This window comes from Winogradskyella sp. KYW1333 (assembly GCF_003335675.1).
Lineage (GTDB): Bacteria > Bacteroidota > Bacteroidia > Flavobacteriales > Flavobacteriaceae > Winogradskyella.
Genome location: NZ_QPHL01000014.1, coordinates 111,089 through 125,489 on the forward strand (window position 1 = coordinate 111,089; position 14,401 = coordinate 125,489).

The 14,401-nt window shown below is 32.6% G+C and carries 17 protein-coding genes and 1 riboswitch; of the genes, 10 read left to right on the top strand and 7 right to left on the bottom strand.

Going from position 1 to position 14,401, the window contains the following annotated elements; translation table 11 throughout:
- Positions 1-18 precede the first annotated feature (18 nt).
- Genes DUZ96_RS05060 through DUZ96_RS05080 form a run of 5 tightly spaced genes read left to right on the top strand, consistent with a single transcriptional unit; the run spans position 19 to position 4,407 of the window.
- The gene (locus tag DUZ96_RS05060; protein WP_114300870.1) at positions 19-315 is read left to right on the top strand and encodes a DUF721 domain-containing protein; all 297 of its coding nucleotides are present in this window, start codon (positions 19-21) and stop codon (positions 313-315) included.
- 4 nt (positions 316-319) lie between these two features.
- Positions 320-1,024, top strand: coding sequence for a CmcI family methyltransferase (locus tag DUZ96_RS05065; RefSeq protein WP_114300871.1), 705 nt, complete (start codon positions 320-322; stop codon positions 1,022-1,024).
- Between the two features lie 45 nt (positions 1,025-1,069).
- Complete coding sequence (locus tag DUZ96_RS05070; RefSeq protein ID WP_114300872.1) at positions 1,070-1,597, top strand: CIA30 family protein; 528 nt, start codon at positions 1,070-1,072, stop codon at positions 1,595-1,597.
- A gap of 40 nt (positions 1,598-1,637) precedes the next feature.
- Positions 1,638-4,058, top strand: coding sequence for a penicillin acylase family protein (locus tag DUZ96_RS05075; protein WP_114300873.1), 2,421 nt, complete (start codon positions 1,638-1,640; stop codon positions 4,056-4,058).
- Complete coding sequence (locus DUZ96_RS05080; protein ID WP_114300874.1) at positions 4,051-4,407, top strand: hypothetical protein; 357 nt, start codon at positions 4,051-4,053, stop codon at positions 4,405-4,407. Before DUZ96_RS05075 ends, DUZ96_RS05080 begins: the two co-directional genes overlap by 8 nt.
- Positions 4,408-4,411: 4 nt before the next feature.
- On the opposite strand, the gene DUZ96_RS05085 is transcribed toward DUZ96_RS05080, so the two are convergent.
- Positions 4,412-5,635, bottom strand: coding sequence for a glycosyltransferase (locus DUZ96_RS05085; protein ID WP_258774323.1), 1,224 nt, complete (start codon positions 5,633-5,635; stop codon positions 4,412-4,414).
- Positions 5,632-6,111 carry a heme-binding domain-containing protein gene (locus tag DUZ96_RS05090; protein ID WP_114300875.1) on the bottom strand — a complete coding sequence of 160 codons (480 nt, stop codon included), beginning with the start codon at positions 6,109-6,111 and terminating at the stop codon, positions 5,632-5,634. Before DUZ96_RS05090 ends, DUZ96_RS05085 begins: the two co-directional genes overlap by 4 nt.
- Positions 6,112-6,152: 41 nt before the next feature.
- Between DUZ96_RS05090 and DUZ96_RS05095 the strand changes: the two genes are divergently transcribed.
- The 4 genes from DUZ96_RS05095 (at position 6,153) to DUZ96_RS05105 (ending at position 8,346) form a co-directional block, all read left to right on the top strand.
- Positions 6,153-6,491: a hypothetical protein gene (locus tag DUZ96_RS05095; protein WP_258774324.1), complete on the top strand. Its 339-nt coding sequence runs from the start codon at positions 6,153-6,155 to the stop codon at positions 6,489-6,491.
- A 44-nt stretch (positions 6,492-6,535) separates the two neighbouring features.
- The gene (locus tag DUZ96_RS13070; protein ID WP_258774325.1) at positions 6,536-6,661 is read left to right on the top strand and encodes a hypothetical protein; all 126 of its coding nucleotides are present in this window, start codon (positions 6,536-6,538) and stop codon (positions 6,659-6,661) included.
- A gap of 123 nt (positions 6,662-6,784) precedes the next feature.
- A complete protein-coding gene (purB, locus tag DUZ96_RS05100; RefSeq protein ID WP_114300876.1) occupies positions 6,785-8,128 on the top strand; it encodes an adenylosuccinate lyase in 1,344 nt (447 codons plus the stop codon).
- The gene (locus DUZ96_RS05105) at positions 8,125-8,346 is read left to right on the top strand and encodes a hypothetical protein (RefSeq protein ID WP_114300877.1); all 222 of its coding nucleotides are present in this window, start codon (positions 8,125-8,127) and stop codon (positions 8,344-8,346) included. Before purB ends, DUZ96_RS05105 begins: the two co-directional genes overlap by 4 nt.
- Before the next feature lie 20 nt (positions 8,347-8,366).
- Here the strand turns inward: DUZ96_RS05105 and DUZ96_RS05110 are convergent, their stop codons facing one another.
- From DUZ96_RS05110 to DUZ96_RS05125, 4 genes are read right to left on the bottom strand one after another with little or no spacing between them, the layout of a single operon-like run.
- Positions 8,367-8,912, bottom strand: coding sequence for a DUF4252 domain-containing protein (locus tag DUZ96_RS05110; RefSeq protein WP_114300878.1), 546 nt, complete (start codon positions 8,910-8,912; stop codon positions 8,367-8,369).
- A gap of 6 nt (positions 8,913-8,918) precedes the next feature.
- The gene (locus DUZ96_RS05115; protein ID WP_114300879.1) at positions 8,919-9,488 is read right to left on the bottom strand and encodes a DUF4252 domain-containing protein; all 570 of its coding nucleotides are present in this window, start codon (positions 9,486-9,488) and stop codon (positions 8,919-8,921) included.
- Between the two features lie 12 nt (positions 9,489-9,500).
- A complete protein-coding gene (locus DUZ96_RS05120) occupies positions 9,501-9,995 on the bottom strand; it encodes a hypothetical protein (protein ID WP_114300880.1) in 495 nt (164 codons plus the stop codon).
- Positions 9,982-10,491, bottom strand: coding sequence for an RNA polymerase sigma factor (locus DUZ96_RS05125; RefSeq protein ID WP_114300881.1), 510 nt, complete (start codon positions 10,489-10,491; stop codon positions 9,982-9,984). The genes DUZ96_RS05120 and DUZ96_RS05125 overlap by 14 nt, the downstream gene beginning before the upstream one ends.
- Positions 10,492-10,649: 158 nt before the next feature.
- On the opposite strand from DUZ96_RS05125, the gene DUZ96_RS05130 reads away from it, so the two are divergent.
- Positions 10,650-12,083, top strand: coding sequence for a S41 family peptidase (locus DUZ96_RS05130; protein ID WP_114300978.1), 1,434 nt, complete (start codon positions 10,650-10,652; stop codon positions 12,081-12,083).
- A 30-nt stretch (positions 12,084-12,113) separates the two neighbouring features.
- On the opposite strand, the gene DUZ96_RS05135 is transcribed toward DUZ96_RS05130, so the two are convergent.
- Complete coding sequence (locus tag DUZ96_RS05135; protein ID WP_114300882.1) at positions 12,114-13,982, bottom strand: TonB-dependent siderophore receptor; 1,869 nt, start codon at positions 13,980-13,982, stop codon at positions 12,114-12,116.
- A 61-nt stretch (positions 13,983-14,043) separates the two neighbouring features.
- A riboswitch (cobalamin riboswitch) is annotated at positions 14,044-14,233 on the bottom strand.
- Between the last annotated feature and the right edge of the window lie 168 nt (positions 14,234-14,401).

The window sequence follows — 14,401 nt, forward strand, 5'->3', positions numbered from 1 at the left end:
TTATATTAAAGCCAAATAATGTCCAAGCGAAAAAACGATAATCAACCCATTCAAGATATCCTTAAGGAATTTGTACAAAGCAATAACCTTCAATCTGGATTAGATAAGGTTAATGTTCGTGAGGCATGGGCTAATCTTATGGGAAATGGTGTGAATAATTATACTAAGGCTATAGAGCTAAAAAATGATACATTATATGTTCAACTGAGTTCAAGTGTTTTGCGAGAAGAATTAAGCTATGGCAATGAAAAAATCGTGAATATGCTCAACGAATCTCTTGGTAAAGAAATAGTAAAAAAATTAGTCTTGAGATAGTCCCATGGAAGATATGATTTCTAGCAACTTTCCTATTCCATGGTCCATGACTAGGGCTGAGAAAGCTACATTAATTCAACTACTACAAAATATACGACCAGAAGTTGCCATAGAAATAGGGACATACAATGGTGGTAGCTTGCAGGTTTTGAGTGAATTTTCAGAAAAAGTCTATGCGATAGATATTACTCCAGAATATAGAGATGAGCAATGTAATAGGCTCAAAAATGTAGAATACCTTTTAGGAGATTCTAAAGTAATGATTCCACAATTAATTAATAAAATCAATGATTCAAATGAAAACATAGAATTTGTTTTGATAGATGGCGACCATAGCACAAAAGGTGTTTTAGAAGATATTACCAATATTTTAAAAATTATACCTAAAAAACCTATCATAATAATTCTCCATGATAGTTTTAACCCAGCGTGCAGAAAAGGAATGAAAGCCTATAACTACAGTAACAATGATTATGTACATAAAGTTGAGTTAGACTATGTAAATGGTGCATTCAACCACGATGGTCTGAACCGAGAAATGTGGGGCGGATTCGGACTAATTCAATTAAAACCTGATAAAAGAATAGAATCCATAGTAGTTTCAGAGTATCAAGGAAAACTCTTTAAGGTAACATACTTCAGGTCAATTCACTTCTTGAGAAAGTTGTTTTGGTTTTTAAAACCAATTTATAAAGTTTTCAAAAAGTAAAATCCAAATTGATACTGCGTTTGTATCTTTACAAAAAGCAGTGAAATGAGGTATTTGTACATATTAATAATTTCAATTTTTATTCAAAATATGACCATTTTCGATTTTAATGAAAACAGTAGCTTAACCAATTGGAATATTGTTGATGATGTAGTAATGGGTGGAAGATCTGATGGGAATTTTAGGATTAATAATGATGGTCATGGGGAATTTTTCGGAAAGGTTTCTACAGAAAATAATGGTGGGTTTTCTTCTATTAGATACAATTTCAAAAAAATTGATAGCCATAACTACTCAAAGTTTGTATTGAGACTTAAGGGTGATGGGAAAAACTACCAATTCAGAGTAAAAGACAACACATACAATCGCTATTCTTACATTTCTGAGTTTAAGACCACTGGAGAATGGCAAACAATAGAGATTCCGTATAATAAAATGTACGCGTCTTTTAGAGGATATAGGTTAGATATTCCAAACTTTAAAGGTGACCAGATGCAAGAGATAGCCTTTTTAATTTCTAATAAAAAACAAGAAGAATTTAGACTTCTCATAGATTCAATTTCCATAGAATAAATAATATTCGATACTTTAGATACTTCATAAACAATAACTAATGAAATACCTCAAAATTTTGATTTCCTTGGCACTTACCATAGGGATTTTTTATACTCTAAATACAAAGTTTGGCTCAATCCCACCTATAGGTAAATTTCTAAATCCATACTCGGGAGTTTGGCAAAATGAGACTGATGAATCCTTATCTGGTGAAGTTTTGATAAAAGGATTAAAGAACAAAGTAACTGTACATTACGACGAACAAATAATTCCACATGCCTTCGCTCAAAACGAGGAAGATTTATATTTAACCCAAGGCTATCTTACGGCAAAACACCGACTTTGGCAAATGGATTTTCAGACTTATGCTGCTGCAGGAAGATTGTCAGAAATACTAGGTGAAAAGGCTCTAAACTATGACCGACAGGAGCGAAGAAGAGGAATGGGTTATGGCGCCGACCAAGCGGTAAAGGTAATGAAAGAGAATCCTGAAACTTTTAAATTGGTACAAGCTTATGCCAATGGTGTAAACGCCTACATAAATCAGTTAACTCCTGAAAGTTATCCTGTTGAATATAAATTATTAGACTACAAACCAGAACCTTGGAGTGTTAATAAAACTGCATTACTACTAATGTATATGACAAAAATGCTTGCTGGTGCAGACTCTGATATGCAATACACCAATGCCTTAAGACTTTTTGGAAAAGACCGGTTTGATATGCTGTTTCCTGATTTTTTTGACATCACTGATCCTGTAATACCAAAAGAAACAGATTGGAGTTTTATAGATGTACCTCAAACTCCACTTCCTGCAAACCAGCAAATTGTGTTAGATACAATCCGTGAAGTTATAGATCAACCAAATCCAGATAATGGCAGTAATAATTGGGCTATTTCTAAGGAAAAATCTGCCACCGGGAATACTATATTGGCTAACGATCCTCATTTAGGCCTTAACCTACCTTCAATATGGTTTGTAATGCAACTTAGCACACCAAATCATAAAGCATTTGGAGCTACAATACCTGGTGCGTTAGGTATAATTTCAGGATTTAATGAGCACATAGCTTGGGGTGAAACCAATGCAACAAGAGATGTTATAGACTGGTACAAAATAGAATTTAATGAAGATCGTAGCAAGTATAAATTTGATGGTGAATGGAAAGATGCAAGAATTAGAGTTGAAGACATCAAAATTAAAGGTAAAGAAAGTTACAAAGACACTGTGTTATATACACATCATGGTCCTGTAGTATATGACAAAAACTTCAAATCTGACATGGAACTAGCAGGTTATGCCATGAAATGGATTGGACACATGGGAGGTAATAACCAACGCACATTTATAGATTTAAATAAAGCTAAAAATTATGACCAATATACCAAAGCATTACAATACTGGAATGCACCTGCTCAGAATTTTGTATTTGCTTCTGTAAAAGGTGATATTGCGCTTTGGATTCAAGGTAAACTGCCTAATAAGTGGGAAGGTCAAGGCAAATTTGTAATGGATGGAAGTGTTTCTGAAAATGATTGGCAAGGCTTTATTCCTCAAAAATATAATGCCCACTCAAAGAATCCTGAACGCGGGTTTGTTAGTTCTGCTAACCAACATCCAGTAGATGAAAATTATCCATATTTTGTTTTTAATGATCGCTTTGAAACATACCGAAATAGGGTGATCAACGATTATTTTAATTCAAAGGAAAAAATTAGCGTTGACGATTTCAAGGCCTTACATAATAACAATTACAATCTCAAAGCTGCTGAGTTAATGCCGTATATGCTTGATAACATAGACACTAGTAAATTAAATGAGGCTGAAAAAGAAGTATATAATGAGGCTAAATCATGGCAATTTAACAATGATATAAATGAAGTTGGACCGAGTATATGGCGCGAATGGTGGAAAGCAGTTTATAATCTAACATGGGACGAATTTGATGTGGAAGATAGTGTCATGAAGTCTCCTTTTGCATACCAAACCATTCATATGTTAAAAAATAATGGTGATAACGAGTTTATGGATATCGTTGATACACCAGAAAAAGAGACCTCAAAGGATTTATTTCAATTAAGTTTTAGTGAGGCAGTTACATCGTTAAACAATTGGAAAAATGAGAACGGAGACTATAATTGGTATAATTACAAAGCCACTTATGCAGGTCACCTTTTACAAGCATTACCAGCATTTTCAGTATTTAATATACCTGTAGGAGGAGATCGCAATATAGTTAATGCTACATCAGAAAATCACGGACCCTCTTGGCGAATGATTGTTGAGATGACCTCACCTCCTACTGCTTTAGGTATATATCCTGGTGGGCAGTCAGGAAATCCAGGAAGTAAGTATTACGATAATTTCATTGATGAATGGGCTGAAGGTTCATATCATGAGCTTAATTTTCTTCAATCTAACAAAGCTACTGACAAAATTATTGGCAGTCAAATCCTAAAACCAATTTCAAATGAATAAGAATATTATAAATTTTATTGCAACAATTATTATTGCCTATCTTCTTTCATTATTTATGGATTGGTATTCTGTGATGGTGGCATCTTCTTTAACGGCACTATTAATTCCACTCAAACGTTTTGCGGTTTTCTTTGTTCCGTTTTTGGCAATATTTGTGTTTTGGCTAATCTATAGTTTCATTTTAGGGTCTAACAATGACTTTATTTTAGGTAAGCGAATTGCAGAACTACTAGATCTTCAAGGAAATATCTATTTATTACTTACTATTACAGGATTAGTGGGTGGTATTTCAAGTGGAATTGCTGCGATATTTGGTAAACAGCTCAGTACACTTAATACAAAAACATAAATATTTATTTTCTGTTTTTTTCTTCAATCCACTTACTCATATACTTAGTGCTTTGCATAGTTTGATGCATCAGCATTTGACCTATAAAATTGTGTTCGCGATGATTATATAATGAATCGCATAATACGGAAAGTTTCGCACTAAATTTTTCTTCAAAAACAGGTTTTGAGAAATTTTTATTCAATATTTTAAATCCAGTATCTTTAGCTTCATTCCATGCATTCGAATCTTTATAGAGTTCAATTGCTTTCTTTGCAAATAGCTCAGGGTCATCTTGAATTAAATATGAATTCTCAATTATACCTTCAGAAGCAATATAAGATAGAACACAAGGTGTTCCATTAATAAATGCATCAATAACCTTTCCTTTTAATCCTGCCCCAAATCTCAATGGTGCTAAACATACTCTACTATTCTGCATAACAACGTTTACATCGTCTGCAAAACCCTTGATTATAAATCCTTCTTTACTGTTTGATAATTGTGAAACCTTTTGAGACTCATAAGCTCCATAGACATGTAATTGAGCATTTGGTAACTCCTTCCTTATTAATGGCCAAATGGAATTCTTTAAATAGATAATACTATCGTAATTGGGTACATGCAAAAAATTACCAATTATTATGAAATTTTTTCGTGAATCAAAGTTGGGCAAATCATCTCTTACCTTGTTTGCATCCTCAATTAGAAATGGTAAATATTGAAGTAATTCTTGAGGTAGTTTAAAGTCATTAACTAAAATATCCATCTCAAACTTAGAAATTATCAAGGTTAAATCACATCTATATATACTTGCAATCTCACGTTTTGTTACATCATTATAAAGATGTTGTGTACTAAATTCTTCCTCTGCTTTTAATGCAATTTCCCTGCCTTTTCTTAGACCATGTAAATCCTCAGTATCTAATATTTTAAGAGCATTAGGGGATTGCTCTGATACGCGCCAACCAAATTGTTCTTCGGTCATAAACCGGTCAAATAAAACAATATCTGGATTCAACTTTTTTAGAAAATCATCAAAGGATGCATCATTTAATAAAATTGAGTCTGTGCACACACCCATTTGTTCCAAATCAAATGATTTGTCTGTTTTATTTGCTGCACAACTGAACGTGATTTTATAGTCTTGTTTTTGAAAAAATAAAATCAGTTGAAGCATTCGCCTTCCTGCCGCAGAGCTCTTAGGCTCAGGCCACACAAAACCAATAATCAGAAGCTTTTTAATCACTCTGCCTCTTTTAAAAAGGCATATTTAATTCTAGCCGTTTTCACCCATTCCTTAACCGCTTTGATTTGCTCTTGAGTTAAATCAGCATCAGAATGAGTCCAGGTATAACTTGGTAAAGGCATGTGCTTTTTTTCAACTTCCTCTGTCAGTTCCTCAAGTTTGTGATCCTTCTTTTTGTCCGAGTACTCGGTCCATTTAGATACATTAAAATCACCCTTACCGTGTCTTACATGATCTGCCAACCAATAATTGATTGGAGTAATATCATTGTACCAAGGATAACGAGTATGGTCACTGTGGCAATCAAAACATGCGTTTTTCAAAATTAACTTCACATCCTCTGGCGGATTAGTATCAGCTAAGAAAGGTTCAATACTTACAACGTCTCCATCATTTTTATCTGGTCCGAAAAATTGTGCTAATACAACCACAATTAGAATAGCCAAACCTAATTTTTTAAGAAGTGTTTTTATCATGATTTTTAATTAATTTAGAAGGATTAAAAATAATAAACGTTTTGACAAAAGACCAACTTTATGATGAATTAAATTATGTAAATGCAACGCGAGCATGCAGGACAAAATTTGCCAATATAATCCTCAATAATTCTGATTTAATAAAGCCTATACTAGATATTCTGTTTATGATGGATGACAAAATTTCTACACGTGCTGCTTGGATGTTAGAATTTGCATGTAAACAAAATATTAATCTCATTTTGCCACATTTAGACTTTTTTCTAGAAAATCTACCAAAACTTAAATTAGACTCAGCCATTAGACCCTGTGCAAAAATTATTGAAATTATAATTGAGCTTTATTACAAAAAGGAAAATACAGTAATAAAAAATCTTTAAGTAAAAAGATCAAAGAAGACATCATAGAAGTTAGTTTTGATTGGATGATAAAGGATGAAGAAATTGCTGTAAAAGTGTACAGTATGAATTCATTCTATTATTTAGGTATCGAATATGTTTGGATTTATCCTGACCTCAGTGAAATATTAGGTAGAGAATATGCAAATTAAAGTACTGGATATAAAGCCAGAACCAGACAAATTTTAAGAAGAATTAATACACAAAAAACCAAAAATCTATAAAATACTCTTAACTATCTTCGTTATATTTGATGCTTCAAAATTTATAACAAAATGGCAATTACAACGCTCAATGCAATTTCACCAATAGACGGCAGATACAGATCTAAAGTTGATACCTTAGGAAAATACTTTTCTGAAGAGGCCCTAATAAAATATAGAGTATTGGTTGAGATTGAGTATTTCATTGCCCTTTGCGAAATTCCATTACCTCAGTTAAAATCGATCTCACCTTCTAGTTTTGAAAATCTTCGGGCTATTTATCAAAATTTTACTCCAGTCGATGCTTCTGAAATAAAAGAAATTGAAAAGGTTACAAACCACGATGTTAAGGCTGTTGAATATTTTATAAAAGAGAAATTTAATGAGCTTGGTTTATCAGAATTCAAGGAGTTTATTCATTTTGGGTTAACATCTCAGGATATTAATAACACTGCAATTCCATTAAGCATAAAAGATGCTATGAATGATATTTACGTTCCTGAATATTTTACACTTTTAGAAAAGATTGAGGAGTTAGCAAATGAATGGAGCGATGTACCAATGCTGGCTAGAACTCATGGTCAACCTGCATCACCAACTAGATTAGGTAAAGAAATAATGGTTTTTGCTGTAAGGTTAAAGGAGCAATTCAATTTACTGAACGACGTACCAAGTGTAGCTAAGTTTGGTGGAGCTACAGGTAACTTTAATGCACACAACGTTGCATATCCAAATATAGATTGGAAGGCTTTCGGAACAAAATTTGTACAAGAGAAATTGGGACTCCAACACTCATTCCCTACAACTCAAATAGAGCATTACGATCATATGGCTGCTCTTTTTGATGCCTTAAAAAGAATTAACACAATAATTATTGACTTAGATCGAGATATATGGACATATGTATCCATGGATTATTTTAAGCAAAAAATAAAGAAGGGTGAAGTTGGTAGCTCGGCGATGCCACATAAAGTTAACCCTATTGATTTTGAAAATAGTGAAGGAAACTTAGGAATTGCAAATGCAATCTTTGAGCACTTATCTGCCAAACTACCAGTTTCAAGATTACAACGTGATCTAACAGACAGCACGGTTTTACGTAATGTTGGCGTGCCTTTTGGACATACTCTAATTGGATTTAAATCTACATTAAAAGGATTAGGTAAGTTATTGCTCAATGCCTCCAAATTTGAACAAGATTTAGACAACAATTGGGCTGTAGTAGCTGAAGCAATACAAACTATCTTAAGACGCGAAAACTATCCAAATCCATATGAAGCATTAAAGGGTCTTACAAGAACTAACGAAGCAATTACAGAGCAATCAATATCAAGTTTTATTGATTCTTTAGACGTTAACGACTCAATTAAAACCGAATTAAAAGCTATATCACCAAGTAACTATACTGGTATATGAAGTGGTTTCCAATAAATAAAAATACAATTGCCTTACTATTTGTAATTATAGTGACACTTGGTTTTTTTATAGCTGGACTTTTTGAAGTTTTAGACTATTTGATTATCAAATTTCTATTGATTTGCGGTTATATTGGCCTGGTTGCTGTCGCAATTTTCTTTGCGGTTAAAAACAGAAAAAATCGCCTTGAAGATAAACTTCAAGACGATTCTCATTAACATTTTAAATAATTGTCAGTTTATTTAAAAAATTCCGTTAGGCCATTTAGTTGAGAATCTTCTATATTGGCATTCTGAAGAACTTCTCCTAATTGAAATATTTTTCTGGCATTCATGTCATCACCCAAAATTCGTGCTATTGCAAACCCCTTGTCACTTGCACTTCCAAACAGTATTAATTCATCAATACTAATTTCAGAATCCCCAAGAAATTTAACTATAAACCTACCCTCTGTTGTAGACCCACGTATCAATTCCTCGTATTTTGGATTCTTTAAAATAGTATTAACCTTGTCTAATTCAACTTTATAGTCATTTGCATTAGTGTCATTTAACACAAAGGTTAGTACGTTGAGTTTGTCAACAGAATTATATGCTTCGCGTTGCTCATCTGTCATTTCAACTTTTTCTACATTGACCACACTAGTTGGAACATCAAAAGAAGAAAATCCAGGTTGCAACTCATTATTTACATAATAAGTCTGTAAGGTAGGCCCTTGGTTACAACTTGTAATAGCTGTAACCAAAAGCAACATTACCATTAATTTTTTGATTGATTTTGTCATGTTTCATTAATTTTTCTTCCCAGCTTTCTTAAGCTGCTCACCACCTGGAATATCCATTTGGTTAGTGATTTTTGACACTTGTCTTAAATCTATATCTCCAGTTAATGTCATAACTACGGTTTCAAATTCACGCTTCTGACCATTAATTTCAATATTAGAGTCTTTAGTCATTTCTTTAAGACCTGTGATATGCATCAATAATTCCTTAACATGGTTATCGTCCTTACCTTCTTTTACATAGAAATTAACAGTTTGGTCACCATCTTTAATTCTCATTAATTCTTCAAGGTCAGATGACTTAAGGTATCTATTTACAGTTGCTTTCATATCTGCAGATACTTTTTCATCTCCAGTTGTGAAAACTTTAAATCCTGTAATGCTACTTGCCATTTCTGCATATTCTTTCATTTCTGGATCATCTATGTCTACTCCCATGGTAGCTAACATTTTAAACATTTTCTGATTCAAAATAACAGAAGCTACTTCTTCATTATCCTCATACTTATCAAATACACTCTGACTAAAACCAGTCATTGATGTAAAAACTACTGCGATGATTAAAACTAATTTTTTCATGATTTCTTGTTTTTAATTCTTTAATAATTTGTTTGTTGTTTGACTAAATTCTGTAATGTGGTTAGCTTTTTCTAAACCAACATTAAAGTTTTCGGAAGCCAAGTTCAATGTATTTATACTTGTAGTCCCTTGATTAAAATTATTCGAAAGCATTGCTAAAGCTTCTTTAGCTTCCAAATACATTTCTTGTTCTTCTTGCGAGTAATCTGCAAGAGTCTTTGGCCCTCCAAACCAATTTGGTATGAGTATGCCTAGCATTAGAATTGCGACCGCTGCGACAGAAATCCACTGATAAAATACTGTTCTGTTCTTAGGTTTTAATGGAACGTCTTTTGTGTACTGCTCTTCTTGTGCCATAGAGAAATATTGAAATAATGGCTTATAGTGCTCTAAGTGAGGCGCTACACTATTGCTTTTAAAATATGCTCTTAATTGAGCTTCTTCCTTAAGCGATGTTTCAGCATTATTATACTTCTCTATAAGTTTATCTATATTATTTAATACCATAACTATGTGTATTAGTTAACCTTTCTCTAATCGTTTTACGTGCTCTAGATAACGCTACTCTAATTGCTGTTTCGTTCATATCCAACATTTTAGAAATTTCTGCAAAATCGTATTGTTCTATATCTCTTAGTTGCACTATTATTTTTTGTTGTTCTGGTAATTCTTCCATTATTTTAGAAACCCAGTCTATACTGTCTTTTGCCTCTACTTGCTTCTGTAATGACAAATTATTATCCGTATAATTACTGTGAATAATTTTTAAATTTTGGGCTTGTTTGGACTTTAACCTATCTAGGCAAAAATTCTTGGTCATTGTCATTGAAAAAGCCTCAACATTTTTATACTCACCAATCTTTTCCTTATTTCTCCACAGCTTAAGTAAAATCTCTTGTGTGGCATCTTCTGCTTCTTCTCTAGAGACCAGTAATCGTTTTGCCAAACGAAACACTTTATCCTTAAATGGCATTACTAAGCTTACAAAAGCTGCTTGTTTCATTACTAATTTGATTGGTGGTAAAGTTGGTTTTTATCCTTCTTCAACATTAAGACGATAGACATTACATTTTGTTACAAAGTTTTTTTTTTCACAATAATGTAAGTAAATTTAGAGTTTTACAGACAGAAGTAAAATATTGCTACTTTAAAAAGGAAATGATGAAAAAGATACTGACCCTAACAATAGGTTGTCTGGTGCTATTTTTTGCTACCAGTTGTTTTGAAGACCTTGATGACAATGCTATTAATGCCTCAGAGATTACAGATTTTATTTGGAAAGGTATGAACGCCGCTTACTTATACAAATCTGAGATACCTAACCTAGCGAATGATAGATTTTCTTCTGACGAAGAGTATGCAGAATACCTTAATGGATTTGAATCTCCAGAAGATTTATTTGAGTCATTAATATACTTGCCTGAAGATATAGATAGATTTAGCCGATTGTTTTCAAATTATTTTGATCTTCAAAATTTATTACAAGGCAATTCAATAACTAATGGTCTTGAATTTAACCTATACTTTGTGCCTGGAAGTGAATTTGAAGTTTTTGGTGCTATAACATTAGTGTTAAATAATAGTGTTGCCGATAACGAAGGTTTAGAAAGAGGAATGATTTTTAGAGCCATTGATGGTGAAGATTTAAACACAAGCAATTTAAGTAGTCTATTAGGTCAAACAACTTACACTCTTAATTTTGCAGAATACAATGATAATGGCACTCCAGAGGCGGAAGATGATTCAGTTACATCAAATGGAGATAGCATTACGCTGACTAAGCAAGGTTTTTCTGAAAACCCAATTCATTATACAGACGTATTGGAAATAGACAATACCTCAATAGGATATTTAGTATATAATAGTTTCTTAAGTAGTTTTGATGACGAATTGAACGACTCATTTGGAACATTTCACAATGCAAATATTGATGAACTTGTTATTGATTTGAGATATAATGGTGGTGGGTCTGTTGAAACAGCTGCTTATTTAGGAAGCATGATTACAGGGCAGTTCAATGGTGAAGTATATTCCCAATTAAGGTATAATGACAACTTAATTAGTAGTAACAGAGATTATCTTTTTACTAATTCTATTGAAGGTGGTGGATCTATTAACAGCTTGAATCTATCAAGAATATATGTATTGACCACAAATAGAAGAACGGCTTCTGCTAGTGAATTATTAATTAATAGTTTAAAACCTTATATAGAGGTAATTGTGATTGGTGAAAATACCGCAGGAAAGACTCAGGCATCTCTCACTGTTTATGATGCACCAGTATTATTCTCTACCCAAAATATTAACCCAAATCATACTTATGCAATGCAACCGTTAGTTGCCAATTCATCAAACGTAAATAATCAATTAGTACCTTCTGAAGGGCTAGTGCCAGATATTTTTCTTTCTGAGTTTCCTGGTAATCTTGGTAGATTCGGTAACGTTGACGAGCCGTTATTGGCTGAAGCTATTTTTCAAATAACCGGATCAACTGGAAGAAATACATTAGAATATTATGATTATCCAACTCCTCCAAAAGAAGTTAACATGAGTAAATTCTTCCATCCATTAGAATTTGAAATGTATATAGATTAAAAAAAGCCACTTTAAATAAGTGGCTTTTTTTTATAAGTTTAGGTTAAACCCAACACTAACATTTCGTCCTCGAGTAGTGTAACCAAGAATTTCAAAATAATCCTCATTTAGGATATTATCAAGTGTGATAAATAGTTTCATTTTATCATCTAATATTTTATGACTGAAGTATAGATTGAATAGAGTATATGCATCCAATTCTGTATTTGAAAATGTAGAAAAATCTAAATCACTTCGGTCACCAACATATTGAAGATTAATTGCCGCATAAGTTTCATTTGAAAAATCATATCCCAAATTAGCATTAGCTCTATGTTTAGGCAATCTAATACGTTCTCCATCAATTAGCTCAGTAAAGGTGTAATTTGCTGTTAATTGAAGATTTTCAATTAAATCAAGCTGAGCCTCGACCTCAAAACCTTGAACTGTGGCGTCCTCTTCGGAGTTTTCATATGCAGAGGTAAATACAATAGTGTTCTTTTCATTTCTATTGAAATAAACACCACTAAGCCTAATACCATCCTTAGAATTATATTCTAGACCACCTTCTATGGTTTTATTTTCTTCTGGTTTTAAATCTGGATTAGCGCCAAAAAATCCAAATAACTGGGACAAATTAGGAGCAATAAATGAAGTAGCATAAGAACCAAATACTTTAGTGTACCCCTTGTTTAAATCAAAATTATATGAAGGATTGATATTGTAAACAAACTGAGAACCATACTCGCTGTGATTGTTTAATCTTCCACCTATATTTAGATTTAAGCCGTAATCGGAAACATAAACCACATTTGCATAAGGATCTGAATTTGAGAAACTTTCTTCTTCTGCAAAGATGCTGTTATAATCACCATAGTTTATTCCAATTATAGTGTAGAATTTATCATTAATTACGTATTTATTGAATGCATCAACTATAATACTTTCTGCCTCATTGATTGTGCTAAATGCCGAAATAGTTTCTCTATCAATTTTAGTGATTGCTGCATTAACTTGGAAACTTCCATTTTTATATTCAAACTTTGGTGTAAGTCCAACTCTAAATTGCTCGGAGCGAAATGTATCATCCGTATCAGCTAATAAGAAATTTGGTGGAGGAAAACCATCAATATCTGTTTTAAATTTATCAATTCCAGCAAATACGGAGACGCTAAAGCTATCTGAAAATTGATAACCTAATTTTACACTTGTATTGTATCTCGAAAATGGATCGATTTCAGGATTATCAGACTTTGCCGCTGATAATCCATCTACGAACTGATTCCCAAAACTTGCCAAATACGTCAACTTATTAAATGTTCCATTTAATGAAACATTATTAGTAAAACTTGAGACATTATAGTTAAGGTTATCCTGAGTTTGATTTGTACCAAAAACACTTAAGATACTCGCAGAAAATTCTTTCTCAGTTGCCTTTCTCGTAGTAATATTTATAACCGCAGTAGAAGCACTATTACCATATAATGTACTAGACGATCCTTTTAAGATTTCAATAGAGTCAATGGTGTTTAGATCTAATAATCGTAAATCGAATTCATTCGATACCAATGACGGATCATTGACTTGAATACCATCAATTAAAACTAATACTTGCCTATTGTTACCACCCCTTACAAAATAACCAAGATTTTGACCGGCTACACTCCTACTGCCATTAATTTCAATACCACTTTTGGTATTAATTAATTCTGCAACAGTTTTACCTTGGTTACGTTCTATCTCATCTCTGGTAATTTTAACAACTGTTTTACCGGAGTTTTCACGCTTAATTTTAAATCGTGTGTCTGTTAGCACTACTTCGTCTAACGTTTCTACTTTTACTGAATCCTTTTTTGTTTGTGCAAATCCAGTAGTTAGCACACCAATAGTTAGCATGCAAAACCATTTAGTTTTGTTCATTTAAATTTAATTGCTCGAGAACATACAGCGAACTATACGTAAACTTTTATCCCGAAAGTTTGACTTATTTGTTGAAATTGGCAGGTCTCCTGACTTGCGTCTTGTTATTAGTCTTCCCAGAATAATTCCAGTGACATTGAAGAAATAACAAGCGTAATAGCTTACAGTTGCGGGAACAGTTCTGGATTTTCACCAGATTCCCTTTTAATCCACTTTTAATAAAAAGTCGAACCAGATTTCGATGCGAAAATAATACTTATAATCCTTTAGCAGATTATAATCTTACTTTTTATTATTCAGTTTATAAATGAGATATATAAATCCGACTAAAAAATGCAGAATGATAACACCTGCAACAATATATAGTGTTAAATTTGAATCATCTCTAATGGTAATTGGTAATATTTAGATCAAAATTA

Bases quoted from the DNA above. Each gene is read 5' to 3' on its own strand.
- DUZ96_RS05060 (WP_114300870.1), top strand. From the start codon at position 19: ATGTCCAAGCGAAAAAACGATAATCAACCCATTCAAGATATCCTTAAG.
- DUZ96_RS05065 (WP_114300871.1), top strand. From the start codon at position 320: ATGGAAGATATGATTTCTAGCAACTTTCCTATTCCATGGTCCATGACT.
- DUZ96_RS05070 (WP_114300872.1), top strand. From the start codon at position 1,070: ATGAGGTATTTGTACATATTAATAATTTCAATTTTTATTCAAAATATG.
- DUZ96_RS05075 (WP_114300873.1), top strand. From the start codon at position 1,638: ATGAAATACCTCAAAATTTTGATTTCCTTGGCACTTACCATAGGGATT.
- DUZ96_RS05080 (WP_114300874.1), top strand. From the start codon at position 4,051: ATGAATAAGAATATTATAAATTTTATTGCAACAATTATTATTGCCTAT.
- DUZ96_RS05090 (WP_114300875.1), bottom strand. From the start codon at position 6,111: ATGATAAAAACACTTCTTAAAAAATTAGGTTTGGCTATTCTAATTGTG.
- DUZ96_RS13070 (WP_258774325.1), top strand. From the start codon at position 6,536: ATGATAAAGGATGAAGAAATTGCTGTAAAAGTGTACAGTATGAATTCA.
- purB (WP_114300876.1), top strand. From the start codon at position 6,785: ATGGCAATTACAACGCTCAATGCAATTTCACCAATAGACGGCAGATAC.
- DUZ96_RS05105 (WP_114300877.1), top strand. From the start codon at position 8,125: ATGAAGTGGTTTCCAATAAATAAAAATACAATTGCCTTACTATTTGTA.
- DUZ96_RS05110 (WP_114300878.1), bottom strand. From the start codon at position 8,912: ATGACAAAATCAATCAAAAAATTAATGGTAATGTTGCTTTTGGTTACA.
- DUZ96_RS05115 (WP_114300879.1), bottom strand. From the start codon at position 9,488: ATGAAAAAATTAGTTTTAATCATCGCAGTAGTTTTTACATCAATGACT.
- DUZ96_RS05120 (WP_114300880.1), bottom strand. From the start codon at position 9,995: ATGGTATTAAATAATATAGATAAACTTATAGAGAAGTATAATAATGCT.
- DUZ96_RS05125 (WP_114300881.1), bottom strand. From the start codon at position 10,491: ATGAAACAAGCAGCTTTTGTAAGCTTAGTAATGCCATTTAAGGATAAA.
- DUZ96_RS05130 (WP_114300978.1), top strand. From the start codon at position 10,650: ATGAAAAAGATACTGACCCTAACAATAGGTTGTCTGGTGCTATTTTTT.
- DUZ96_RS05135 (WP_114300882.1), bottom strand. From the start codon at position 13,982: ATGAACAAAACTAAATGGTTTTGCATGCTAACTATTGGTGTGCTAACT.